We start from the raw sequence: 24,548 nt of genomic DNA, 5'->3' as shown, positions 1-24,548 counted from the left end.
GTAATAAAAAACCAAGAAGCGTTTAAGCTCCAAGAAAGTTAAATACGACCTTGAAGCTTAAAATGAGAGATGGTATCTACAGGGAGTTTAATACCAATCTGCTTATATATGGGGTCTATTAAACGTTAAGAAAATTACGCTAGAACTAGGCAAAAGTTTTTATATCTAGTTGTTCTAAATAAAAAACTTTTAACGACGTTATAGTGCAATTTAATTCGTTAAATTGATCAAAGATTTATGCAGGTTGGTATAATTTTGAGTGGTAGGCGAAGAGTTTGCTCATGTGGGAAGGCAGCTTCTAATTTATTTAATACTACCCAAAGGGCTGCTTTGAATACTTTAAGTGAGTAACTTTCAATATGCTTCTCTTGCAAGCTATTTACCTATCAGGCAAGGTAGTGCGATAAAATTCATAAATAAAAATCTTAAATTAATAGCAGGAGCTAAAAATGCCAAAGTTCGATAACGTAAGTGTAGTAAAAAAAGCCAATGTATATTTTGACGGAAAAGTATCAAGCCGTACCGTTATTTTAGGTGATGGCGAAGCGAAAACGTTAGGCTTTATGCAACCAGGTGAGTTTGTTTTTGATACAAACCAAAAAGAATGCATGGAGCTTTTAGCTGGCCAATGGGATATTTTATTACCAGGCGCGAGTGAGTGGAAAACATTTAATGCAGGTGAATCGTTTAATGTAGATGCAAACGTAAGCTTTAAAGTAAAAGTATCTGACTTTGCTGATTACTGTTGTTCGTACACAGATTAATCAATCAGAGCTTAAGTTAAGTAGACGTCTGAAAGCCCATGCAATGTGGGCTTTGCATAAACTTTGCGCAACACATGATTTAAATCACCAAAAGCCGTAAATAATCCTCAAATATCTCTCTTTTTTCCTTGTGTTAATCAAAATAGCCCCCAATACTAATTGTAGGTAACAAATAAAAGGATACCCTATGAAAATTAATCTTTCTGGTCACCATGTTGAAGTTACTGACTCTATTAGAGAGCACATCAACGAAAAATTTTCAAAAATCGAGAGCCATTTCCCATCGCTTATTGCGCTCGATATTATTTTGTCTAAAGAGCATCATAAGATCCAAGCTGAAATTAGCACAAATTACGAAGGCACGCGCATATCGGTAAAAGGGGAAAACGAAGTTATGTACCCAGCTATTGCAAGCGCAGCTAAAAAACTCGATGCGGCACTAAAACATCGAAAAGGGCAAATAAAAGCTAACCTACACGAAAAGCCTGTAAGCACGACACCTGAAATCGCACACGAGATCATCCAAGAGATGGATCTTAAATAAAAATTAGTCACAAAGTATTGTAAAAAAGAGCCGCCTGGCTCTTTTTTATTGCCTGTAATTTCTGTAAGTTAGAGGCTCACACACACACTATTTTTGAGCAGTAAATGAACCAAGCAGTATCGAAATGGAAATCAAGCCTGAACGCGCTTGGCCCTGGGATTCTCATGGCAACAGCCGCTATTGGAGGTTCTCACTTAGTTGCCTCTACACAAGCTGGGGCAATATTTGGCTGGCAATTATTTTGGCTTATCCTCGTTGTTAATGTTTTAAAGTACCCGTTTTTTCGCTTTGGTATGGAATACACTCTCGCTACTAAAAATAGCCTAGTAGAGGGGTATAAAAGTAAAGGTCCGTTTTACTTTTATAGCTTTATTGGTTTAAACATTGTAGCCGCCGTTGTTAATACCGCCGGCGTATTACTGCTTACCGCAAGCTTACTGCATTACGCTCTACCTATTGTTATTGAAGTAACCTTACTTTGTTGGATGCTGCTAGGGGTATGTTTAGTTATATTACTACTTGGGCACTTTAAAGCGCTCGATAACGTTGCCAAAGGCATTATGGGGCTGCTTACACTTGCAACATTAATTGCTCTTGCTATAGCATTTAGTAACGGTCCAATGGCACCTGCTGACTACGTTGGTCCTTCACCGTACGAACTTGCAATGCTGAGTTTTATGGTGGCTTTAATGGGGTGGATGCCAGCGCCTATCGAAATATCTGCATTAAGTTCTTTATGGCTAAAAGAAAAACAAGCGCAGCAAACAGTTTCTAAAAGCCAAGGCTTATTCGATTTTAATGTAGGTTACTGGCTTACAGCTGGCTTAGCATTAGTATTTTTTAGCTTAGGTGTATTAGTGCAATACGGGCAAACCAGCAGTATAGAACTCGGTGGTGTCGCGTTTGCCAAGCAGCTTATTGATATGTACGCATTAACAATAGGGGAGTGGGCAAGGCCGCTTGTATCAGCCATTGCTTTTTTATGTATGTTTGGCACCACATTAACTGTACTAGATGGTTACGCGCGTACTTTAAACGAATCGCATAAATTACTTGGCTTTAAGCAATCAAAACACAGCTTAAATATTTGGCTAATACTACAAGCACTTGCCGGTATGGCGGTTATTTTATTTTTTAAATCAGCCCTTGGCCCCATGCTTACGTTTGCGATGACGCTTTCATTTGTTACAACGCCTATTTTTGCATGGCTTAACTTTAGCCTTGTGCGATCAGAGCCAGCTATTAAGCACAGCGTGTTACTACGTAGTTTAACGTGGTTAGGGCTAGTGTATTTAGTAGGCTTTGCTTTAGCTTTTATAATTTGGAAGTTGGTAGCCTAATTAAAGATCAAAGCCCTATAACGGGCACTCTACTTTGTTATATTTATACTCAATAGGGAAAATCTGACCTTCTGCGGATTTTTTTATACTCTTATCGATACGTAAAATACTATTTTTAAAATCATCGACTAAACGATATCGCATTTCAGTCATTGAGTTTTCGCCTAAAATGTATATTTCTTCTTGGCGGATCTCCCCTCCATCTGCAATAGTAAGTGTAGTGATAGCATTTACAGTATTTCCTCCAAGGCTGTTTAGTACTCCTTCAACAATACCTTCATACCCAACGCTGTATTCAACTGATTGGGAGTAACCTAACTTTGTCCCTGTTACTTTTGTACCGTAAATATCTAATTTTAATTCACGCGTTTCGGTAACGCCTTCTTCACTACCATCATATTTGTAACAAGCAATATTACCAAAATCCAGTTCGTCGTCAGAAATGTCATTCTCTATAGAAAACACAAACAGCTCACCTGTTTTTTTAACCTGGACACCGTAACGCGATGTTTCTGCAGTTGATACTAAGCTTGCTACAGTCACATCTTTGGTTTCTTTGTAAAATATACTTCCTGAGCCAAAACAAATGTTTGCCTCTGTTGTATCACAAGCTTCAATATTTGAATGATTTTCAATCTCTTCTGGAAGAGTGATATCATTCCAATTGTTAGCAAGTTTTTGTGTTGAAGTTTCGGATGCGCTATCTAATACAACTTTTGTCGAGTTGGAAGTGAAATAGTTGTAGCCAAAAAAACCGGCTAAAATGAGTAAAATAACAATAAAAATATTTTTCATAATGGATGAATTACAACCGCTTTAATCAAAAGTGCGTGAATTATAACGGTTTTAATCAAAAGTTCAATTTGGTAAAGATTACCCTTACTCACAATTGAAAACCACGTGTAAATAAGTTATTCAGTAGTGCGAACAAAAAAATACTCGCCCTCTGATTTGGGTAACGATCCGCTTTTTATCAGGTCGCTCATAAAACAAAAATAAACAAGACACCAACAAAACACCCACCCTAAATTTTGTTGTTAAGTATGTTTTATTAAGCATGTTCGCGAGGTAAACTCGCGCCTACAGGATTGGGGTTATATTTGTAGGCGCGGCTTTAAGCCGCGTTTTTGGTTTTTTCTTTTACTACTCGCGAGGTAAAAAAATTAAGACAACACCTATCTTAATTGAGATAGCTTTGTTTGTTTAATTAAGGTGGATGTCTAGTTTGATTTAGCAATAAAACACAGCGTGTTATTACGTAGCTTAACGTGGTTAGGACTAGTGTATTTAGTAGGTTTTGCAGTAGCGTTTATAGTGTGGGAGCTAGCAGCCTAAATATAACCCCTTACTTTAGGGTTTTAATTAAAGCCCTAAAGCCCTCAAGCATTAAATTCTAGGATTAAACGAGGTATAAATGGATATTAGAACAGGTGAACTTTCAAACCCACACGTTATAAAGCTACTACAAGGGCATCATAACGATATGCTAAAGCACTCACCCGTCGAGAGCGTGCATGCACTTGATGTAAGTAAACTCACTCAGCCCGACATAACTTTTTATAGCTTATGGATTGATAATAATTTAGCGGGTGTTGGCGCTTTAAAAGCACTAAATACAACGCATGGCGAAATTAAATCAATGCGCACTTCAAGCAACTATTTACGCCAAGGTATAGCTGCTAAGTTGCTCACCCATATTATTGAGCAATCAACCTTGCGAGGTTACAAAAAACTAAGTTTAGAAACCGGCACCGCAGAGGTATTTTTACCCGCACAAAAGCTTTATGCTCAATTTGCTTTTAAAGAGTGTGAGCCGTTTGGTGATTATGAGCTAGATCCTTATAGCTTGTTTATGAGTAAAGCGCTTTGAGTTGTATGCGTTCACCATTTACAGAAGAACAAAAAAGCAATAAAAAGAGTTTTAGGAGATGATGTAATGAGCAAACGTGATTTATTTTCAGAATTAACTACAACTCTTAGTGATGCTAAAGCGCATTCACAAGGAAAGCTTACGTTACGTACTCATTCAGTAAATGATATTAACGACCTTGCTATCTCACCGGATGAAATAGCAAATATTCGAGAAACATCCAGCATACATCAGCAAGGGGGCTCGGAAATCAAGCACAAAGGGGGAGAGCATCTAATTGACGAGCGGTAAATTACCGAGGTTTTTGTTGTGTCATTCTAAAGCATTGAACTATATAGCTAACACCTATTTTCTGTTTAATTAGTTCTGCTCCTATATCCTAATTTATCCCACATCAACTAAAAGGAAATAAGCTTATGAGTGAGATGAAGGTTCGAAATTACTATGAAAGTATAAAAAGCTCTATAAAAAGTGCACAAAAGTATGTTGAATGTGAAGACCAAGATGATCTAGTTAAAAGTGTGAATATTTTGAGTCGAGACTTTGGATTACCTTTTTTACAAACTGTTTCTTTCTCTGGATACAGATATAAATACATAGATCATAAAAATGGACTATTAAAAAATGAAGAGCTGCTCAGCTTCATTAATAGTTTTGAAGCAGGTATTTTTGACGTGTTTAAAGAGCAAAGTATTTTTTATGGTTTTCAATTAAATTTACTAAAAAGCCTTATTAAGGCTTATGAAAATGGTTTTTTTGAAGCCTGTTTACCAGGAGCTTTTACATTAATAGAGTCTGCATTATCACAATTCGATTATGAAGATGACATCCCTAATGCTAAAGAGAGAGTGCGCTATAACCAAAGAGTAATTAAAGATAAGTTCAAGTCCCTAGAATTTGGTTTAGAATTAAGTGCTTCCTTGAAATCTGTAAGTGGACTTTTAGATTACTACTTTAAACCTGTGGATTTTCAGAAGTTTGAAGAACCCACAGATGTAAACCGCCATTGGTTACAACATGGTAGGCATATTGCTTTAATTGTTGATAAATCAATGGCACTTAAAATATTTGGATTTTTAGCAACCGTAATTCAGACAATAGAATTGTTTCATTACGAATACCCTCCTTATGATGAACTGCATGACTAGTCGGCTTAAAGACTTTTTTATGAAGCTGCGTAAACTAACTCAGCTCTTTTATCGCTCTACTTATTCCATCTAAACTCAGCGCATACATACGGTTGTTCATTAACTCTTTTATAAAACCAATTGATTGATAGTACGGCCAGTGTTCAACGGGTTGTGGGTTAAGCCACGCTACCTTATCAAAATGGTTGGTGATTCGTGATAACCATACACTGCCAGGCTCTTCGTTATAGTGCTCTACCGAGCCGCCAGGGTAGGCTATTTCGTATGGGCCCATAGTGGCATCGCCTACAAATATTACTTTGTAGTCGCTGGTAAACTTGTTTATGAGCGTCATGGTGTCTATTACGTTTGAATGGCGGCGCGCGTTGTCTTGCCAAACGTTCTCGTACAAGCAGTTATGAAAGTAGTAAAACTCTAAATGTTTAAATTCGCTGTGGGCGGCGCTAAATAGCTCTTCGCAGGTATGAATGTAGTCATCCATTGAGCCGCCAATATCAAACAGCATCAATACTTTTACGGCATTGTGACGCTCAGGTGCCATTTTTACATCAAGCATGCCACCCTGTTTTGCAGTAGCGCGAATAGTCTCGTTTAAATCTAGCGTGTCGCTTGCGCCAGTGCGGGCAAATTTACGCAGCTTTTTAAGGGCGAGTTTAATAGTACGCGAGCCAATTTCGCGATCGGTATCAAGATTTTTATATTCTCGTTTATCCCACACTTTTACCGCTTGGCGGTTACGGTTACCGTCTTGCCCTATACGCACGCCTTCTGGGTTGTAGCCATACGCACCAAAAGGTGATGTACCGCCAGTGCCCACCCATTTATTGCCGCCAGCGTGGCGTTTTTGTTGCTCTTCTAAACGCTCTTTTAGGGTTTTCATAAGCTCGTCGAGTCCGCCCATAGCTTTAAGTTGGGCTTTTTCTTCATCGCTTAGGTTTTTTTCAAACTCTTTACGTAGCCAGTCTTCAGGTAAGTTGTGCTGTTGCTTTAAACTCTCGAGTAAATCAAGGTCGGCAATACCGCTAAAGTAGTCGCTAAAAGCTTTGTCGAATCGATCAAAGTGCGTTTCGTCTTTTACCATTATGGTGCGTGCTAAATAGTAAAAGGCGTCTACGTCGGCAAATATAACGCCTTTTTTTAAGGCGTTAATTAAATCGAGTAGCTCGCGCAGGCTTACCGGTAAGCGGTATTTACGCAGCGTGAAAAAAAACTGTACTAACATGTTTGGGCCTGTTTATCTTTCGAGGTTAAATTTGCAGCAGTGTGTTTGGTATTTAGGCAAGGCAGAGCCTATGTAGTGTGGTTATTCCCCATAAATAGGCGATAACACAGCATAAATACCAAACACGCGCTGCCCGAAGGTTCGTCCTAGGGACGATTAACTCTTTGTTGCTCGGCTTTTACTTAGCCCACTAGGTTACAAACCTCGCGCCACGATTAAATCGTCCCTAGTTAGAACAAATTTTAATCCTGAAAGGTCAACAGGCCCTAGCGGCTCATAAAAGCAAGTTTTTCGATTAGGCTTATATCTTGCTCATTTTTAAGTAATGCGCCAAACATTGGCATTAAACCGCCTTTTTTAGCTTTGTCGTGCAGTGTTTTAGCGTCTATGTCTTCTGCCATAAGCAGTTTAAGCCAGTCGAGTAATTCGCTGGTGGAAGGTTTCTTTTTAAGGCCGTTTGCTTCGCGCAGGTTAAAAAATACTTCAAGTGCTTGGCGTACTAAATCTTGTTTAACGTTAGGGTAGTGCACGTCAATAATTTGCTGCATTTCGTCGCTGGTAGGAAAATCAATATAATGAAAAAAGCAGCGGCGTAAAAATGCGTCCGGTAATTCTTTTTCGTTGTTAGAAGTGATGATCACAATAGGGCGCTCTTTGGCTACAATGCGCTCGTTAGTTTCGTAAACATGAAACTCCATTTTATCAAGCTCAAGTAATAAGTCGTTTGGAAACTCTATGTCGGCTTTATCTATTTCATCAATTAATAGTACTGGGCGTTTACCGTGTAATTCTGCATGAGTAAATGCTTGCCAAAGCTTACCTTTAACAATGTAGTTACCAATATTGTGTACACGCTCGTCACCTAATTGACTGTCGCGCAGGCGCGAAACCGCATCGTACTCGTACAAGCCTTGCTGCGCTTTAGTAGTCGATTTTATATGCCACTGAATAAGTACTGTATCTAAGCTTTTAGCTAACTCCTCAGCCAGCATAGTTTTACCTGTGCCGGGTTCGCCTTTAATTAAAAGTGGTTTTTCAAGCATAATGGCCGCATTTACTGCCTGTTTTAGCGAGCTGCTTGCGATGTAATTGTCAGTAGAATTAAATTGCACGGTGTACCCTTGTCTGGTCTGAGGAGTAAGTTATTTCGTTATAATGCCATAGTTAAACGGCAGGTCCAAGGTAGGCAAAACGCGGTATGACCTCACCGTCTTTTTCAACGGTTTCTAAAAACATACTAAGTGGACGTGCCCAGATTCCAAATTCACCATAGAGTGCTTGGTAAATCACAAGTTGTTCCTCGGTTTCGCTATGGGTGGCAACGTGAATAACTTTGTATTGCGGCCCTTTGTAGTGTTGGTACATACCTGGTTTGAGGGAAAGTGGTTTTATTGCTGTAGTCATGTTTTGATCTCTTGTATAATTTGGCTTTGCACTTTTAATGTTAACTAATTTGCCAACACTATGAACTATATTTCTTTAGATGATTACAAAAAGGCGTGGGTTTTTCGCCACAAAGATTTACCTGTATCTGATGAAGACGCAGCAAAAATAAAGCCTATGGGCGATGAGCGTGCAGCCGTACTTTGGACAACCATGGTGAGCCGTGAGTTTGATCACCCAGATTTTTTTGAAGACACCGATTGGTGTGGACAAGAAAAAAGCTTTAGCCAAGAAGTAGATTGGCAAGATGCGTGGGAAAATGGCGATGCGCAACCACCAGAAGCAATCTTAACTTTTTTAGATTGGGAAGCTAATACCACGGTTTATTTTTGTATGGCGCGCGATAATATTATCGAAACGACGTTTGATGTATTTAAACGCAATTGGCAAAACTTTATGTTTTTAGCCGATGGCAGTTTGCTGATTGGTAAAAAGCGTAATACGGTTGTGCAATTTTTAGAATCAGGTAAAGCAAAATTAGGTGAAAAGCCAAGCGCTTAATTAGTGCGCTGCGCTTAAAAAACATTCAATACTGTGTTATAAAACATTTACCTGAATATTTTTGAGTACAGCTATTGGTCGCTAAAAATCAGTCACTTGGTGCTCAGCAGCAAGTTGAAATTTGGCAAACTGATACACAAAAAGTGTTGTATGCACAATTGTGCAATGCGTTTTATCAGCGTGAGGTTCAGCGATTAGTTGCAGAGCCTAATGCCGATAAACTGCGCCGTCAGTTAAAAAGCCTACCTTATTATATTGAGCGAGCTGCAACGTTAGTTGCCAATGGTGACACGCCTTTTACGCTTGATGCCCAAAATGGGACGTGGCTTGAAAAGCAAAAACCGACCCCACCCGATGTGAATGTTCACGCTAATGAACTTTTTTATCAAACGTATGCCAAAGTGGGGCTTATAGTGCCCGTTATATTACATGGTTACGATCAGGTGCGCCTTAGAATAGACAGCATTGATCAGTTAGGCGAAAATAAGCTGCATTGCAACGAGCTAGGTTGGTTTGATTTTTTAGGAAATGGGCTAGAGCAGCAAAATGCTCAGTTAATAAAGCCAAGTAAAGTGAGTTTAACCGCTGCATGTTGCGGGCATCAGTGGCAATTTTCGAAGCGTTGTATGCCACGGGTTTTATCACTACGTGAAATGCTTTTAGCGGGTAGTATTAATTGGCGCAATTTAAAGCGCCCCTTAGCGTATGAAAGTTAAGGTATTTGGAATTTAAAATAAGGAGTGTTAAATGCGTATTTTTCAAGTTGGCTTACTGTGCTTAGCACTGTTTGTACAATACAGATTATGGTTTGGTCATAATGGCTTACAAGACTACACACGGCTAAAAGGTGCTGTAGCGTCGCATCAAGAAACCAACGAAAAGCTCATTAAACGAAATAAAGTGCTTAAAGCAGATATTGAAGATTTAAAGCTTGGCCAAGAAGGCATTGAAGAGCGTGCACGCAACGAATTGGGAATGATTAAACCGGACGAAACATTTATTCGTGTTTTACCGGGCAAACAATATGACAAATAAACAGACTATTGCTGCAATTGTTCCTGCAGCGGGTGTTGGCAGTAGAATGCAGCACAGTGCGCCTAAGCAATACATACAATTAGCGGGTAAAACTATTTTAGAACATACCTTAGCTAAACTTTCTCAATTACCCCAATTAAACTCTATTGTTGTTGCCCTTAGCGACAGCGACCCCTATTTTGACGAACTCCCACTGCTTGATAATCGCATTGTGCGAGCCAGTGGTGGAAAAGAGCGAGCAGATTCAGTACTCAATAGCTTACTTTTTTTAGCACCTAACCCGCCTACGTGGGTATTAGTACATGATGCTGCGCGCCCATTAGTTAATATTAGTGATATAGAGCGTTTAATTGATGAATGTATACGCGCTGATGAAGGCGGTATTTTAGCGACTAAAGTAAAAGACACCATAAAACGCGGACACGAGTACAGCGAACAAACGGTACCTCGCGATGATTTATGGCAAGCACTTACCCCGCAGTTTTTTAAATATGACGAGCTTAAAAATGCACTTCAAGGCGCATTAGCAAGTGGGGCAACTATTACAGACGAAGCCAGTGCTATTGAATGGGCGGGTAAGCCAGTAAAGCTTGTAGCAGGTCGCAGCGATAATATTAAAATAACCACGCCAGAGGATTTAGACTTGGCTGGGTTTTTGTTACATAAACAACAAAACGAGAGTGCATTATGATACGAATTGGCCATGGTTTTGACGTACATAAATTTGGCGGCGAAGGCCCGTTAACTATTTGTGGTGAAAAAATTGATTATCCACAAGGCTTTTTAGCGCACTCAGATGGCGATGTGGCTATTCATGCATTATGCGATGCTATTTTAGGCTCGCTTGCAATGGGTGATATTGGTAAGCACTTTCCAGATACGGCAAGCGAGTATGAAAATATCGACAGCCGTATTTTACTTCGCCATGTAGTTGGCTTGGCTAAAGAGCAAGGTTATGTACTTGGCAATGGCGATGTAACTATTGTTGCACAGGCGCCTAAAATGCTGCCACACATTCAAGCTATGCGCGCTAATTTAGCCTGCGATTTAAATTGTGACCTTTCGCAAATTAACGTTAAAGCCACTACTACCGAAAAGCTAGGCTTTGAAGGGCGTAAAGAGGGTATTTCGAGCCATGCAGTGGTTATTATGAGTAAAGAGTTTACGAGTACAAAAAACGCATGAGCGATTTAAATTATTTATACGGTGCACCGCTTTCTAAGGCTGATTTTAAAACCACTGCTGAAGACTTTATGGTTGATGAAGACCTAGGTATAGAATTTACCGGCAGTGGCGAACACGTGTGTTTGCAGGTGGTTAAAAAAGGCGAAAATACGCAATACGTTGCAAAGCTAATTGCACAACGTGCGGGTGTGTCACCACGAGACGTAAGTTACGCAGGTATGAAAGATCGCCACGGAGTGTGCTCGCAGTGGTTTAGCGTAAAAGTACCGATTAAAAAGCCTATCGATTTTAGCGATTTAAATAGCGAGAGTATTTTTATTGTGTCGCAACAGCGTCACGACCGTAAATTACGTACGGGTTGCCACAAAGGTAATAAATTTACTATTACGCTGCGTAATGTAACCAAGCCCCTTGATATTTTATGCCGTATTAATGCAGTACGCGCAGGTGTGCCAAATTACTTTGGCGAACAACGTTTTGGGCATGGCGGTCATAACTTAGTCATGGCTGAAAAAATGTTTGCCGGTGAGCGTATTCGCGATAAAAAACTGCGCGGTATCATTATTTCAGCAGCGCGCTCACATGTGTTTAATCAGTTAGTAAGCCTACGTGTAAAAGAACATGGTTTAGCTAAAACAATGCACCGTGAAGTATTTATGCTTAGCGGCAGTAACGCATTTTTTGAAGACGCAATTAACGACGAAAACATAGAGCGATTAGCCACTGGCGATATTATGATGTCGGCACCTATGGTAGGTAAAAGTGAAAAAGGCTTAACCGAGCAAGAGAAAGTATGGCTCGAACCATATCAAGCATGGTGTGATGGCTTAGGTGAGCTAGGCCTTAAAAATGAGCGCAGGATGCTGCGTTTAATTCCGCAAAACTTAACGGTTGAGACCATAGATGAAACCAGTTTAAAACTGAGTTTTGGTTTGCCTAAAGGGTGTTTTGCAACCGCATTATTACGCGAGCTGGTGGATTACACGGATGCAAGCCCACGAGAGCGTAAAGAAAAGGATAATGGCATAAATGAAGATACTGTTAAGTAACGATGATGGCGTAAATGCTAAAGGCATTGCAGTTTTATATCAGGCGCTTATACAAATTGCAGAGGTAACCCTTGTTGCACCTGATCGCAACTGTAGTGGCGCAAGTAATTCTTTAACGTTAATGAACCCGCTGCGAGCTACAACGCTTGAAAATGGTTTTATGTCGGTTAATGGCACACCTACTGATTGTGTACATTTAGGTGTAAATCAGTTAGCTGATGAAAAACCAGACCTTGTTGTTGCTGGTATTAACCATGGTGCCAATTTAGGCGATGATACGCTTTACTCTGGCACTGTTGCCGCTGCAACTGAAGGTCGCCACTTGGGCTTACCTGCAATTGCGGTATCGCTTTGCTCACATAAGGGCGAGCATTTTGAAACAGCCGCCGCGGTTACCGTAAATATTATTAAAGGCTTGGCTTCGCACCCGCTGCCAAAAGATCAAATAATAAATATTAATGTGCCAGATATTCCATTAAGTGAATTAAAAGGGGTGCAAGTAACACGCCTAGGCGCTCGCCATAAAGCCGAAACCATGACCAAACAAACAGATCCTTGGGGTCGTGATATTTATTGGTATGGATCGCTAGGGACTGAAAGCGATGCAGGAGAGGGGACCGATTTTCACGCTATTAACAATGGCTATGCATCGGTGACGCCATTGAGTGTTGATATGACAGCAAAAGATAGCTTAAAAGCCGTAGGAGACTGGTTAGCCGATTTGGAGATTAATCGTGCTCGCTAATTATACTCGCAGTGCAAAAGCGTTATCTGACTTACTAAAGCGTGAAGGCGTTGAAGATACACAAGTACTCAGTGCTATAGCTGACATTCCTCGCCATATTTTTATAGATGATGTGTTAAAACACAAAGCCTATGAAAATACAGCGTTACCTATTGGGCAAGGGCAAACTATTTCTCAGCCTTATATAGTAGCGCGCATGACAGAGCTACTTCGCTTAGCTGGTGTGCGCGATAAAGTATTGGAGATTGGCACTGGGTCTGGCTATCAAACTGCAATATTAGCTAAAACGTTTACTAAGGTTTACTCGGTAGAACGTATTAAAACACTTCAGTGGCAGGCAAAACGCAGGTTGCAGCAACTCGATTTATATAATGTAACCATGAAGCATGGCGATGGTTGGCAAGGCTGGCAATCACAAGCACCGTTTGATGGTATTATAGTGACTGCAGCGGCCTCTAAAGTACCGCAAGACTTACTTGATCAGTTAGCCGATGGTGGCGTGTTATTAGCCCCAATTGGTGAGAGTGATCAAAAATTAATAATGGTTATCCGCAAAGGCGATAATTATAAAGAGCATGTTATTGCTCCCGTTAGATTTGTGCCGCTAGTACCTGGCGATATTGAATAGGAATTCATTTTGAAGTTGTTTACCAAATTATACGATATGGCCCTAGTGTGGGCAAAACACCGTCATGCGGAACGTTATTTAGCTGCAATGAGCTTTGCAGAGTCAGTTTTTTTTCCAATACCACCCGATGTAATGCTTGCACCTATGTCGCTTGCGCAACCTAAAAAAGCATGGCGCTTTGCAAGCTTTGCCACAATAGCGTCGGTTGTTGGTGGCATAATTGGCTACTTACTCGGTTTTTGGTTATTCGAACCTGTTGTTGAGCCATTAATGGCACAAATGCACTGGCAAGAAAAGTTTGATATCGCATTAAATTGGTTTAAAGATTACGGTGTTTGGGTTGTGTTTTTAGCTGGTTTTTCGCCGATACCATATAAAGTATTTACGATTGGCGCAGGTGTTTTGCAAATGGCATTTTTGCCATTTTTACTCGCATCAGCTATTGGGCGCGGTGCACGGTTCTTTTTAGTTTCAGCTTTAATGAAGTGGGGCGGGGCTAAAATGGAAGCAAAATTACGTCAGTATATTGAAATACTTGGTTGGGGATTAGTGGTATTAATTGCACTAGCGTACATTTTATTGCGTTAAGCGTTAAAAATATCAATTGTCTAATTTGGGAGAAAAATACAATGAATAAACAGTTTTTACTGTATGTGACTATATTTATTAGTATTTTTCTCTTTGGTTGTTCTTCTCGCCATATTCCTGCGCCTGTTAGCAGCCTAAATAATAATGTTAACGATTTAGGTCATACTATTAACATTAATGGAAGTAACTATAAAGTACAAAGAGGAGATACGCTTTATTCTATCGCTTTTAGTGCCGGGCAGGATTTTAGGTTACTAGCAAAAAACAACTCAATTCCATCACCTTACACCATTTTTCCAGGGCAAAACATCTCCTTAATCCCCAAGCCTAAAAAAATTAAAAGGGATGAGAAATATACGAATTCGAGTAAAAAGTCTACAAAAAAAATACAAAAAAATAACATAATATTAAAGAAAGAGCTTGATCCCCCAAAACAACGAGAGTATGTTCAGAAACAAGCCAGTAACAAAGTTAGTAATACTAAACGTTTGTCGAGCAGTAAAGTTAAATGGTCTTGGCCTGCAAAGGGCAAAATTACCAAACGCTTTTCTAATAAGGAAAACGGTTATAAAGGTTTACAGATTACTAATCGCAAAGGGGCTTCAGTCTTAGCCGCGGCACAAGGAACGGTGGTGTACGCGGGTAACGCTCTTCGAGGGTACGGTAGTTTAATCATATTGAAACATAATGATGATTACCTAAGTGCTTACGCACATAACTCGAAATTACTTGTTAAAGAAAAGCAGAAGGTTAAGGCAGGACAAAAAATAGCAGAAATTGGTAATTCAGAATCTCCGGTCACCGCGCTTCGTTTTGAAATTCGCTACCGAGGGCAAGCTGTCAATCCTGCTAAATACCTACCCTAATTTTTAGGTATTGATAATTGCTCGGGAGAAGGCTTATGGCTAGCGCAGCAAAACTTGACAAAAATAACACGACTGACGAAAATTTTGATGACACCGCCACAGATGGAAGCACTACTCTACTTGATAAAGTAGAAGACGATGAAATATTTGCAAAAGAAGAAGTCACTAAAAACCTTGATGCAACTCAATTATATTTAGGCGAAATTGGTTTTTCTCCTTTGCTTAGCGCTGAAGAGGAAGTGTTTTTTTCTCGTAAATCACTTAGAGGTTGTGAGGCCTCACGCAAACGTATGATTGAAAGTAACCTACGTTTAGTTGTTAAAATAGCACGCCGTTACAACAATCGCGGCCTGGCTCTACTCGATTTAATTGAAGAAGGTAACTTAGGTTTAATCCGCGCAGTTGAAAAATTTGACCCTGAGCGCGGCTTTAGATTTTCAACTTACGCTACATGGTGGATACGTCAAACAATTGAACGTGCCATTATGAATCAAACTCGCACCATTCGCTTACCTATTCATGTAGTTAAAGAACTTAACGTTTATTTACGTACAGCGCGTGAATTAACTCAAAAGCTTGACCATGAACCAACAGCTGACGAAATTGCAGCTTGCCTAGACAGACCCGTTGAAGACGTAACTAAAATGCTACGTTTAAACGAGAGAATAGCATCGGTTGATATGCCTATTGGTGGTGAAAACGACAGTGTTTTACTTGATATCATCCCAGATGAAAAAAGTGCTGGCCCTGAAGGCGAAGTACAAAACAATGATATTAATAAGCACATTGTAGATTGGTTAGGTGAATTGAACCCTAAACAACGCGAAGTGTTAGCACGTCGATTTGGATTGCTTGGCTACGAGCCATCTACACTTGAAGATGTAGGCCGCGAAATAGGCTTAACACGTGAACGTGTAAGACAAATTCAGGTAGAAGCATTACGTCGTCTAAAAGACATTTTGCAACAAGAAGGTTTAAGTACAGATAGCTTGTTTAATCAGTTTTCGTAACAGCTTAAATAATTTAAAAGACTATGTGTGTTAAAAAGCCGAAGAATTTATTCTTCGGCTTTTTTTATGCTTGTAAATCAGATGATATAAATTATACCAATCTGCTTATATACGGGGTCTATTTAACGTTAAGGAAATTACGCTAGAACTAGGCAAAAATTTTTGTATCTAGTTGTTCTAAATAAAAAATTTCTAACGACGTTATAGTGCAATTTAATTCGTTAAATTGATCAAAGATTTATGCAGGTTGGTATTACAACAATGCTTTTAGTTTATATAATAAATCGTGTGCTTGGCGTGGCGATAAGTTATCAGGGTCAATAGCACTTAACTGCTCTTCTACTTCAGAAGGGGCACTTTGTGTAACTTCGTTATTAAAAGTAAATGCTTGTTGCTCTGTATTTGGTGCAGTAACGCTTTGATGATTTTCGAGTAACTTAAGTTTTTGCTTTGCTTGTGCAATAACAGCTTTTGGCACACCCGCAAGAGCAGCTACCTGTAAGCCAAAGCTCTTACTTGCTGCGCCATCAAGTACTGTATGCATAAAGGCGATTGTATCGTTATGTTCTATTGCATCAAGATGCACGTTTACAAGGCCCGTTGTTTGCTCAGCAAGCTCTGTAAGCTCAAAATAGTGTGTAGCAAACAATGTTTTTGCAGATATTTTAGACGCTAAATGATTCGCTGTAGCATATGCAAGCGATAAACCATCGTAGGTACTTGTACCGCGACCAATTTCATCCATTAACACTAAAGACTGCGCTGTCGCATTATTTAAAATAGTGGCTGTTTCGGTCATTTCTACCATGAAGGTTGAGCGGCCTGATGCTAAATCGTCGCTTGCACCAATACGTGTAAATATGCGGTCGATATTACCAATTTTAGCGCTGTCTGCAGGTACATAACTGCCAATGTGAGCCATGAGAACAATAAGTGCTGTTTGGCGCATATAGGTTGATTTACCGCCCATGTTTGGACCGGTAATAATTAGCATTTTACGTTGGCTGTTTAACTCTACAGGGTTGGCAATAAACGGTTCTTTCATTACTTGCTCAACCACAGGGTGACGACCTTGTTTAATGCTAATATTGTCGTCATCGCACAGTTCTGGCTTTGCGTAATTAAGTGCAAATGCACGCTCAGCTAAATTGTTTAACACGTCTAAATCAGCCAGTGCTGCTGCCATTATTTGCAGTTGCTCTATATGTGGAGCAATAAATCTAAACAACTCTTCGTATAGTTGTTTTTCAAGCGCTAGGGCTTTTGATTGACTGCCAAGTACTTTATCTTCGTGCTCTTTTAGCTCTGGAATAATATAGCGTTCGTTATTTTTAAGTGTTTGACGACGAATATAGTCGGCGGGTACTAGGTGAGCATTGGCGCGGCTTACTTCTATAAAAAAGCCATGTACGCGGTTATAACCAATTTTAAGCGTACTTATCCCTGTGCGCTCGCGTTCACGCAGCTCTAGTTGATCAAGTACATCGGTTGCACCTTTACTTAAGTTACGCCATTCATCAAGTTCGCTATTATAACCAGGGGCAATAACGCCACCGTCACGAATAAGTACAGGAGGGTTATCAATAACAGCGCGCTCTAATAACTCCTGTAAATCAGGGAGTTCAGGTGAGTTTTTGATAATACCCGCTATACGAGGATCGTTAGCATCACCTAATAAGGTATGCAGTGGTGCAAGTGCTTGTAATGCACTGCGCAGGCGAGTTAAATCGCGCGGGCGAGCAGTACATAAAGCTAAGCGTGCAATAACACGCTCTACATCACCAATGTCTTTTAATGACTCATGTAATTCACCACAAAGCTGTACATCTAAAATAGCGCTAATTGCATTTAAACGAGAATTTAGCTCATCTTTGTTACGCACCGGAGTATGAATACGGCGCTTAAGTAAGCGAGAACCCATAGGTGTTGCTGTTTTATCAAGTACTTGAGCAAGGGTGTTTTCAAATCCGCCTGATAAATTAACGGTAAGCTCTAAATTTTTACGCGTTGCGGCATCTAAAATAACAGCGTGTTCGTTATGCTCAAGCGTAATTGCACGAATATGTGGCAGTGCAATACGTTGTGTATCTTTTACGTATTGCATTAAACAACCTGCGGCAACAAGTGCGCTGTGGGCTTTATCTACGCCAAAACCCACTAAATCCTTAGTACCAAATTGATCGCATAATAAGTGCTGAGCCGTATCTAAGTCGAACTCCCACTCTGGGCGACGACGAGCGCCTTTTATATGCTCAATTAAATGAAAATTTTCAAAGCTTTCGCTATACAAAAGTTCTGCTGGCGATAGGCGTTGAATAGTTGAGCTAAAGGCTTCGTCGGTATTTACTTCAACAATGTTAAAGCGACCTGAGTTAATATCAAGGTATGCAATGCCATATAGGCCTTTTTTACTTTGCCAAACGCTAGTAAGTAAGTTGTCTTGTCGTTCTTGTAAAAGCGCTTCGTCAGAAATTGTACCGGGTGTAACTATACGAACAACTTTTCGATCGACAGGGCCTTTACTGGTTGCGGGATCCCCAACTTGTTCGCAAATAGCGACTGATTCACCCATTTGAACTAGGCGTGCTAAGTAGTTTTCTACGGCATGATAAGGCACGCCCGCCATTGGGATAGGATCGCCGCCGGCTTTACCGCGATGTGTTTGCGAAATATCGAGTAATTGAGCGGCGCGTTTTGCGTCATCAAAAAAAAGTTCGTAAAAATCGCCCATACGATAAAACAATAAAATATCGCGATGCTCTGATTTTATTTTTAGATACTGCTGCATCATAGGGGTTTGTTGTTTTATAGTGTGTGGTGCATAAAGATCAAACGACATGTATTTACCCAAAGGCTGAATATGGAATTACATCAAGAGATTAAAACACTTGCTGCGCAATTAGGCGCTATTTTAACGGATAAATGCTTATGGATCACTAGTGCTGAGTCATGTACTGGCGGCGGAGTGAGTTATGCGCTTACCGATACCCCTGGAAGCTCGGCTTATATTGACCGTGCATTTGTCACTTACAGCAATCAAGCAAAGCAAGATTTACTAAATGTGAGTGCAGGCACATTAGCGCAATATGGCGCAGTGAGCGAGCAAACTGTACGTGAAATGGCAATCGGTGCTACTAAGGCAACAAATGCAAATATATCTATAGCTGTATCTGGCATTGCGGGGCCTGGAGGTGCAACCGATGGTAAACCTGTGGGACTTGTATGGTTTGGTATACAAATTAATGACAAAGTACTGACCTTTAAACAAGTATTTACTGGTGATAGAGCTCAAGTTAGGTTGCAAGCTATTGTATTTTCATTGAAAAGTGTAATAGATGAGATAAAATGAAAAAATTAGCTTGATACTGTGATTTCATACAGTATACTTGTTCGCATTAGCTGGATTGGAGAACAAAATGAACGATAACAAACAAAAAGCGTTGGACGCAGCACTATCACAAATTGAACGTCAATTTGGTAAAGGCTCAATTATGAAATTGGGTGATAACAAAGCGTTAAACATTGAATCTGTATCTACAGGCTCACTAGGTATTGATATTGCCTTAGGCATAGGTGGTTTACCTATGGGGCGTATTGTTGAAGTATACGGTCCTGAATCATCTGGTAAAACAACGCTTACTTTACAAGTTATCGCTGAAGCGCAAAAAGAAGGCAAAACATGTGCCTTTATCGATGCTGAGCATGCTCTTGATCCAGTTTATGCACAAAAGCTTGGTGTTAACATTGATGAGCTTTTTGTTTCTCAACCAGATACCGGTGAACAAGCGCTAGAAATTTGTGACATGTTAGTACGCTCAAGTGCTGTAGACGTAGTTATTATTGACTCGGTTGCTGCACTTACACCAAAAGCTGAAATTGAAGGCGACATGGGCGACTCGCACATGGGCTTACAAGCACGTTTAATGTCACAAGCATTACGTAAGCTTACAGGTAATATTAAACGCTCTAACACGTTATGTATTTTCATTAACCAAATCCGTATGAAAATTGGTGTTATGTTTGGTAACCCAGAAACAACAACGGGTGGTAACGCACTTAAGTTTTACGCATCAGTACGTATAGATATTCGTCGTATTGGTTCTGTAAAAGAAGGCGATGAAGTTGTTGGTAATGAAACACGCGTTAAAATTGTTAAAAACAAAGTTGCGCCGCCGTTTAAACAAGCTGAATTTATCATCATGTATGGTGAAGGTATTTCTAAGCAAGGCGAGCTAATTGACTTAGGTGTTAAGCACAAAATTGTTGAAAAAGCAGGTGCTTGGTATAGCTACTGTGGTAACAAAGTTGGCCAAGGTAAATCTAACTCAATTAAGTTTTTGAAAGAAAACCCAGAAATTGCAGATGAGATTGAAGGCAAGTTACGCGAAATGCTTTTACTAAAAGCAACTATTGAGCCAGAAGACGGTGAAGATAAGTTAGGCGATGACGCTGACCTTTAAACTGTATCAAAATGAGTTATTAAGCTTGATTTGACCCGAGCTTTAAAGAGCGTTAACCAGTAATGGTTAGCGCTTTTTTGTTGTTCAAAACTTATAACAATCCGCAATAACACTTAATCAATTTGAGGGGTTAAATCTGACGCTAACTACGTTAAAAATTTCTGATATAGAACAACTAAATAACGAAATTTTTGCCTTGTTATCGACACGATTTTCTTACCTCAAAATAGATTACTTAATTAAGCGAATTGGTTTTAAAGCAGATAAAAATAAAAACGACATATTTTAATGTGTCGTTTTTTAATTTAACCTGCAAAAATCTACAGCCTTTAATTAATCAAATATACTTATAACTGCCAATTTACAGATAGAGCGTAGTTACGAGGTGCACCGTAATAACCTTGTTCCCAGTATAGGCTGTGCAAGTATTTTTCACCTGTAGTGTTATTAACGTTGAAAGTGACTCCTACGTTATCTGTAATTTTGTAAGTGGCCATTAAATCAAGTAACCCGTATGCATCTTGATTGGTCGTTACGCTTGCAATACCATTAGCATCGCTAACTTGTACTCGACTAGTTGAATCCTGCCAGCGGTAATTTGCACCAAACGATAAACCATCAACTAAAGGAACTTGGTAAGTTGCTGCTATTTTAAGTTGGTTTTCTGGTGTGTAATCTTTTACTAAATCATCACCATCAATATTTAAATTACTAAAGCTAATACTTGCACTTAAATCATCTGTAAATTTACCACTTAACTCTACTTCAAAACCATTACTACTAATGCCATCAGCTGCATAATAACGCGTATCACTTGGTAATGAGTTAGCTATAGCAACAGCAAGGCCATCTTGTTTTGCATCAAAATAAGCAAACGTTACAAATAACTGGTCGTCTAGAAGCTGTGCTTTGACACCTATTTCGCTACTTTTACCAGTAACAGCAGGTAGTTGATTGGCATTTATATCTAGTTCTTTTTGCGGTACAAATGTTTCTGTATAGCTTGCATAAGCCGATAGAGATTCGTTAAAGTCGTACACTGTACCAATATACGGTATTAGCTCAGAGTCATTACGTGTTTGAGCAACACCGTACGCTGTACCTTTTGTTTTCCAATCTGTATAACGCACGCCAGCAAGTACACTTAAAGGTTCACTTAATCTGATACGAGTTGATATGTAAGCTGATTTTTGCTCATTTGTTATATTGCTTCCATTTACGCCATCAGCAAGTGTTGATTGTGGCATTACCCCATCCCACGTTTTAAGTGATGGCATTGCCGGAAAGCCATTGCCTGTGGTGTAATCGTAAAGAGACTGCTCGGTGTAATCCATTTTTGCTTGGCTAACACCAAATGATAGATCGTGCTCTTGACCAAATAAATCAAATTTACCACTGGCATATAGATCAAATAAATCATGCTTATCTTCGTAATCATAACGGCTTGCATAACCGGTTAAACCAAGCTCAGTGTCTTTATTTGGTGTACCGTATACGTAGAACAGCTCTGAGTCTTGCTCGTTTTCAATGTGAGCATAGCGCGCTCTAGCCACCCATGTTGCTGATAAGTTTTGTTCAAGCGTTACATATACTTGCTCTGCACTGTTATCCCAGTAAGACCAATCAGCAGCAGTACTGGTTGATTCGTCATAGTCGGTTGGTGAGCCGTCGGTGTAATAAAGAGGTAGTGCCCCCCAAAGTGGGCTATCAGCATCTTTTTGTTGGTTAACGTAGTTAACGCTTAATAATGTGTTGTCGGTTAATTTGCCTTCGTAGGCTAAGTAAATAATTGTTTTATCTGTTTCGTAACGATCTAAGTATGAATCCGCTTTTTGTTTTGTAAATACAGCTCTTACAGCGTGTTCTTCATTAATAGGGGTCGATACATCTAAATCTAATCGTTTTTTATTCCACGAACCGTATGACACAGACGCATTAGCTTGTGTGTTATATGTTGGTTTTTTTAAAACCATATTTACAGTAGCAGAAGGATTACCCGCGCCGGTCATTAAGCCATTAGCGCCACGCACAATTTCAACGCGGTCGTAAATTGATGTATCAAGACTTCCTTGAATAGAGCCTGAGCTTTGTGGAATACCTAATCCATCAACTTGAAAGTTAGTAATTTCAAAACCACGAGCTTTAAAGTAAGTACGGTCGGTTTCTATTTGCTCTACTGTTACGCCTGGCGTGCTTTCAAGTACTGAGTTTATATCGTCTAGTGAAAAGTCGTCCATTAGTGCGCGTGATACAACAGAGATTGACTGTGGTGTTTCTTTAATTGTTAAACCTAATTTAGTGGCTGATTGCGCTTCTTCTGTTATGTAGTTTTTATGATGCTGACCATACACTGCAATTTTTTCTAGAGGTTCATCTTTTGTATTTGCTTCATCGGCAAATGCATAGCCAGATAAAATTAAAGAAGTAGCAAAGCTTAGTTTAGATAAACGCAAAACTTGAGGGGACGACATAAGTTTTTCCAGTTAGTTCAAAAAGAAGTGCGCAATTTAATCTAAATGATATTGATTTGCAATCGTGTTTCTGGGTTTTTATCTATAATTATTCTGTTTTATTGAATTTTAAGGTCATATATAAAGATTATAGGTACGGATTAACGAATTATATAGAACGGCGCTTAATTTCACTTATAAAAAAAGCGGCCTAGGCCGCTTTATAAATTAATTAGGTTTTTACTATTAAAAAGAGTATTTAACGGAAAATTGTAAACGGTCTAAATCGCCATCTACGCCATTTTCGGTTTCACGTTCAGCATGCTTTAGTTCAGCACCAAACGTTAAACGTTTAACGGGTGAGTATAGAATATTTGCGCTGTAGCTTTGGCTTGATTCTGTCGGTTCGCCAGAAATAGCTAATAAATCAGTGTTGTTATCAGCGCTAAAGAATGAGTATAAGAACGTGGAGCGCCATTTACTTGTCCATTTGTGCTGGTAAGCAACAAAACCAGAAGTTGAGTCAATCGCATCTAGTTCATCGCCATTAAGTACTGCGCCGTGAGCAACGTTTAAGCCTACGTAACGGCCTAAGCCTTTACCTTGCGTAAGCATAAATTTAAGGTTGTCTTCACCAAGGTTTATTTTACCTGAAGCACTTACACCAAACGATGTTTCATCGGCATCAACACCGCCTACCTTGTAAGTAAGTTGACGTGCAAGTGCGGCAACAACAACATTACCCCAATCTGCTTTGTGCGTATAACGAGCTGTAAAATCAGGTAATGATGCATCATCAGTAACTACCATACCGCCAGCCGTAGAAATTGTACTTTCTGGATTTTCTAATGAGAAAGACCATGCGCCAGTGGTATATTTAATTTGCGATTGACGGACAAACACAGTGCCTTCAGCTGGGCCTACAAAATCAAGTGTTTCAGCAAGTGCGCCTACATTTTGGAAGTTAGACCACGTTTGACCAAATAACCAACCATCGTAAGTAACAAACGCGTGGCGAATACGTGGTGCATAAGAGTTTGATACACGTTCATTTCCGCCAGTTGCAGAGGCTAGAAAGTCAATTTCAATTTTAGTTTTTACGGTCTTACCGTTATCCATTAACGTTGAAGTACCAAAGTTAAAACGTGATTCACGTGCATGCATGTCAAATACAGCATCTGAGCTGTTATCGTCGCCAACTGTTAGTGTACTTGGTACGTAAAAGTCGCGGCCTACGTTTGAGCCTGCAGGCGCACCCGCTGAATAATCACTCCACATAGAGTCGAGTTTAATGTATCCACCGTAAGTAAATTCGGTATCACCAATTTTTGCAGCAGTTGCCGCGTATGCAGTACTTGATAGTGCACATAGTACAGCGCTTGCTGCCAATGTTTTTAATGGGGTAAATTTCATTGTGGTGTCCTTTATAGGCTACTTGTTGTTTGTTACTTTTTTTTTCATGTAAGGTTGTATTACTTGCTACGAGTATTACTTACGAATAAAAAGGGTGTTAATTTAGCTTTTCAATACACATATTGTTTTCATTCGTTAAATAAAGATTTTAGTAAGTACTACAGTAAATACGTTTATTACAGTACCGAACACTGTTGAATATGTGCAATATTTACTCAATTACCTATTGGTCTATAAGACTAAGGTTTTAGAGTAGATAAGTTTGTATTTACTTACATTTAACGCGT

Annotated in this window: 26 protein-coding genes; 19 read left to right on the top strand and 7 right to left on the bottom strand. The window is 39.6% G+C overall.

Annotation, left to right across the window (positions count from 1 at the left end):
* Positions 1 to 449 precede the first annotated feature (449 nt).
* From GQR55_RS08085 to GQR55_RS08075, 3 genes are all read left to right on the top strand, one after another.
* The gene (locus tag GQR55_RS08085) at positions 450 to 764 is read left to right on the top strand and encodes a pyrimidine/purine nucleoside phosphorylase (RefSeq protein WP_002958974.1); all 315 of its coding nucleotides are present in this window, start codon (positions 450 to 452) and stop codon (positions 762 to 764) included.
* Positions 765 to 951: 187 nt separating this feature from the next.
* Positions 952 to 1,308 (top strand): ribosome-associated translation inhibitor RaiA, encoded by a 357-nt coding sequence (gene raiA, locus GQR55_RS08080; protein WP_007376058.1) that lies wholly within the window; start codon positions 952 to 954, stop codon positions 1,306 to 1,308.
* A gap of 164 nt (positions 1,309 to 1,472) precedes the next feature.
* Positions 1,473 to 2,648 carry a divalent metal cation transporter gene (locus GQR55_RS08075; protein WP_197119131.1) on the top strand — a complete coding sequence of 392 codons (1,176 nt, stop codon included), beginning with the start codon at positions 1,473 to 1,475 and terminating at the stop codon, positions 2,646 to 2,648.
* 15 nt (positions 2,649 to 2,663) lie between these two features.
* Here GQR55_RS08075 and GQR55_RS08070 read toward each other — a convergent pair whose 3' ends face one another.
* Positions 2,664 to 3,443 carry a hypothetical protein gene (locus tag GQR55_RS08070; protein ID WP_166420181.1) on the bottom strand — a complete coding sequence of 260 codons (780 nt, stop codon included), beginning with the start codon at positions 3,441 to 3,443 and terminating at the stop codon, positions 2,664 to 2,666.
* Positions 3,444 to 4,062: 619 nt separating this feature from the next.
* Here GQR55_RS08070 and GQR55_RS08065 point away from each other — a divergent pair.
* The 3 genes from GQR55_RS08065 (at position 4,063) to GQR55_RS08055 (ending at position 5,666) form a co-directional block, all read left to right on the top strand.
* A complete protein-coding gene (locus GQR55_RS08065; RefSeq protein WP_166420180.1) occupies positions 4,063 to 4,518 on the top strand; it encodes a GNAT family N-acetyltransferase in 456 nt (151 codons plus the stop codon).
* 66 nt (positions 4,519 to 4,584) lie between these two features.
* Complete coding sequence (locus GQR55_RS08060) at positions 4,585 to 4,809, top strand: hypothetical protein (RefSeq protein ID WP_231615083.1); 225 nt, start codon at positions 4,585 to 4,587, stop codon at positions 4,807 to 4,809.
* Positions 4,810 to 4,934: 125 nt separating this feature from the next.
* Complete coding sequence (locus GQR55_RS08055) at positions 4,935 to 5,666, top strand: hypothetical protein (RefSeq protein ID WP_166420179.1); 732 nt, start codon at positions 4,935 to 4,937, stop codon at positions 5,664 to 5,666.
* 34 nt (positions 5,667 to 5,700) lie between these two features.
* Here GQR55_RS08055 and GQR55_RS08050 read toward each other — a convergent pair whose 3' ends face one another.
* The 3 genes from GQR55_RS08050 to GQR55_RS08040 all read right to left on the bottom strand — a co-directional run bounded on the left by GQR55_RS08050 (position 5,701) and on the right by GQR55_RS08040 (position 8,292).
* Complete coding sequence (locus GQR55_RS08050) at positions 5,701 to 6,888, bottom strand: VWA domain-containing protein (RefSeq protein WP_166420178.1); 1,188 nt, start codon at positions 6,886 to 6,888, stop codon at positions 5,701 to 5,703.
* Positions 6,889 to 7,154: 266 nt separating this feature from the next.
* Positions 7,155 to 8,000 carry a MoxR family ATPase gene (locus GQR55_RS08045; protein WP_166420177.1) on the bottom strand — a complete coding sequence of 282 codons (846 nt, stop codon included), beginning with the start codon at positions 7,998 to 8,000 and terminating at the stop codon, positions 7,155 to 7,157.
* 52 nt (positions 8,001 to 8,052) lie between these two features.
* Entirely contained in the window at positions 8,053 to 8,292 is a 240-nt protein-coding gene (locus GQR55_RS08040; RefSeq protein WP_166420176.1) for a DUF1653 domain-containing protein, read from the bottom strand.
* Between the two features lie 60 nt (positions 8,293 to 8,352).
* Between GQR55_RS08040 and GQR55_RS08035 the strand changes: the two genes are divergently transcribed.
* The 11 genes from GQR55_RS08035 (at position 8,353) to rpoS (ending at position 15,938) form a co-directional block, all read left to right on the top strand.
* Positions 8,353 to 8,832: a DUF2947 domain-containing protein gene (locus GQR55_RS08035; RefSeq protein WP_165740820.1), complete on the top strand. Its 480-nt coding sequence runs from the start codon at positions 8,353 to 8,355 to the stop codon at positions 8,830 to 8,832.
* Between the two features lie 74 nt (positions 8,833 to 8,906).
* Positions 8,907 to 9,548 (top strand): hypothetical protein, encoded by a 642-nt coding sequence (locus tag GQR55_RS08030; protein ID WP_166420175.1) that lies wholly within the window; start codon positions 8,907 to 8,909, stop codon positions 9,546 to 9,548.
* 31 nt (positions 9,549 to 9,579) lie between these two features.
* Positions 9,580 to 9,867 carry a cell division protein FtsB gene (gene ftsB, locus GQR55_RS08025; RefSeq protein ID WP_007584772.1) on the top strand — a complete coding sequence of 96 codons (288 nt, stop codon included), beginning with the start codon at positions 9,580 to 9,582 and terminating at the stop codon, positions 9,865 to 9,867.
* A complete protein-coding gene (ispD, locus tag GQR55_RS08020) occupies positions 9,857 to 10,558 on the top strand; it encodes a 2-C-methyl-D-erythritol 4-phosphate cytidylyltransferase (protein WP_166420174.1) in 702 nt (233 codons plus the stop codon). Before ftsB ends, ispD begins: the two co-directional genes overlap by 11 nt.
* Positions 10,555 to 11,052 carry a 2-C-methyl-D-erythritol 2,4-cyclodiphosphate synthase gene (ispF, locus tag GQR55_RS08015; protein WP_165728448.1) on the top strand — a complete coding sequence of 166 codons (498 nt, stop codon included), beginning with the start codon at positions 10,555 to 10,557 and terminating at the stop codon, positions 11,050 to 11,052. The genes ispD and ispF overlap by 4 nt, the downstream gene beginning before the upstream one ends.
* On the top strand, positions 11,049 to 12,101 hold the full coding sequence (locus GQR55_RS08010) for a tRNA pseudouridine(13) synthase TruD (RefSeq protein ID WP_165728449.1): 1,053 nt from the start codon (positions 11,049 to 11,051) through the stop codon (positions 12,099 to 12,101). Before ispF ends, GQR55_RS08010 begins: the two co-directional genes overlap by 4 nt.
* Positions 12,082 to 12,846 carry a 5'/3'-nucleotidase SurE gene (gene surE / locus GQR55_RS08005; RefSeq protein WP_166420173.1) on the top strand — a complete coding sequence of 255 codons (765 nt, stop codon included), beginning with the start codon at positions 12,082 to 12,084 and terminating at the stop codon, positions 12,844 to 12,846. Before GQR55_RS08010 ends, surE begins: the two co-directional genes overlap by 20 nt.
* The gene (locus GQR55_RS08000; protein ID WP_165728451.1) at positions 12,836 to 13,474 is read left to right on the top strand and encodes a protein-L-isoaspartate(D-aspartate) O-methyltransferase; all 639 of its coding nucleotides are present in this window, start codon (positions 12,836 to 12,838) and stop codon (positions 13,472 to 13,474) included. The genes surE and GQR55_RS08000 overlap by 11 nt, the downstream gene beginning before the upstream one ends.
* Before the next feature lie 9 nt (positions 13,475 to 13,483).
* Positions 13,484 to 14,062: a YqaA family protein gene (locus GQR55_RS07995; RefSeq protein WP_166420172.1), complete on the top strand. Its 579-nt coding sequence runs from the start codon at positions 13,484 to 13,486 to the stop codon at positions 14,060 to 14,062.
* 41 nt (positions 14,063 to 14,103) lie between these two features.
* Complete coding sequence (locus GQR55_RS07990; RefSeq protein ID WP_166420171.1) at positions 14,104 to 14,928, top strand: peptidoglycan DD-metalloendopeptidase family protein; 825 nt, start codon at positions 14,104 to 14,106, stop codon at positions 14,926 to 14,928.
* Between the two features lie 35 nt (positions 14,929 to 14,963).
* Positions 14,964 to 15,938 (top strand): RNA polymerase sigma factor RpoS, encoded by a 975-nt coding sequence (gene rpoS / locus GQR55_RS07985; RefSeq protein ID WP_166420170.1) that lies wholly within the window; start codon positions 14,964 to 14,966, stop codon positions 15,936 to 15,938.
* Positions 15,939 to 16,191: 253 nt separating this feature from the next.
* On the opposite strand, the gene mutS is transcribed toward rpoS, so the two are convergent.
* Positions 16,192 to 18,777, bottom strand: coding sequence for a DNA mismatch repair protein MutS (mutS, locus tag GQR55_RS07980; protein WP_166420169.1), 2,586 nt, complete (start codon positions 18,775 to 18,777; stop codon positions 16,192 to 16,194).
* Positions 18,778 to 18,798: 21 nt separating this feature from the next.
* On the opposite strand from mutS, the gene GQR55_RS07975 reads away from it, so the two are divergent.
* Positions 18,799 to 19,287: a nicotinamide-nucleotide amidohydrolase family protein gene (locus tag GQR55_RS07975; protein WP_166420168.1), complete on the top strand. Its 489-nt coding sequence runs from the start codon at positions 18,799 to 18,801 to the stop codon at positions 19,285 to 19,287.
* 67 nt (positions 19,288 to 19,354) lie between these two features.
* Entirely contained in the window at positions 19,355 to 20,398 is a 1,044-nt protein-coding gene (recA, locus tag GQR55_RS07970; RefSeq protein WP_007584792.1) for a recombinase RecA, read from the top strand.
* Positions 20,399 to 20,745: 347 nt separating this feature from the next.
* Here recA and GQR55_RS07965 read toward each other — a convergent pair whose 3' ends face one another.
* A complete protein-coding gene (locus GQR55_RS07965; protein ID WP_166420167.1) occupies positions 20,746 to 22,869 on the bottom strand; it encodes a TonB-dependent siderophore receptor in 2,124 nt (707 codons plus the stop codon).
* A gap of 225 nt (positions 22,870 to 23,094) precedes the next feature.
* Entirely contained in the window at positions 23,095 to 24,261 is a 1,167-nt protein-coding gene (locus GQR55_RS07960) for a DcaP family trimeric outer membrane transporter (RefSeq protein ID WP_166420166.1), read from the bottom strand.
* Positions 24,262 to 24,548: the final 287 nt, after the last annotated feature.

It is taken from the genome of Pseudoalteromonas sp. Z1A8, from assembly GCF_011378855.1.
In the GTDB taxonomy this organism is placed as follows: Bacteria; Pseudomonadota; Gammaproteobacteria; order Enterobacterales; family Alteromonadaceae; genus Pseudoalteromonas.
This window is presented reverse-complemented; position numbering and strand designations above follow the sequence as displayed.